This window comes from Burkholderia sp. Ac-20345, assembly GCF_017104825.1.
GTDB lineage: Bacteria > Pseudomonadota > Gammaproteobacteria > Burkholderiales > Burkholderiaceae > Burkholderia > Burkholderia lata_B.
Window position 1 is genome coordinate 1 of sequence record NZ_JAAGPO010000559.1, and the last position, 616, is coordinate 616.

At 58.6% G+C, this 616-nt stretch carries 1 protein-coding gene; it reads right to left on the minus strand.

The features are described from left to right. Positions 1 to 247 (minus strand): IS66 family insertion sequence element accessory protein TnpB (gene tnpB / locus G3O06_RS48670; protein WP_205820506.1); only part of this gene is annotated, 247 nt, incomplete at its 3' end. Positions 248 to 616: the final 369 nt, after the last annotated feature.

Sequence of the window (616 nt, forward strand, 5' to 3'; positions counted from 1 at the left end):
CGCTTCCGTTCGGCCAGATGAAGCGATCGGCTTCGAGTCGCTTGAGCAGCAACCAGAAGCCGTTGCCGCCCCAGCCGAGAATCTTGATACGATCGCGACGGCGGTTGCCGAAGACGAACAGCGCCGAGGTCATCGGGTTCAGGCGCATCGCCTGTTCGACCAGGATCGACAGCCCGTTGATGCCCATGCGGAAGTCGACTGGATCGCGATGCAGGTAGACCTTCAACCCTTCGTCGAACCGGAACACGGCAACCTCCCCAGCATCTGGACGATCGTCGTCAGTTCTTCGAGGCTCGCTTTCCCAAGATCGAATTCGACGCCGTTGGGTAGACGCACATGCAACGTGATCGCCATCAGCGACTCAGGTGACAGCTGCGGTGACGGCCGCTGTGGCGCCGGCATTACCGGCACAAATGCAGACGTCGACTCGGGTGAGGGAAAACGGGACGTTGGCCCTGGAATATCAATGGGTACGCCGTCGGCCACAACGTAAGCGCTGCTTGACTGCCGTGTTGACAGGGTAAGATAAGGCTATTTTCGAGAGATTTGGTAGCGGTGATGGCTCTGCGCGACGGTAAATACTTGGCAAGCTGTAAGGAGCGGAATGCTCTATCTG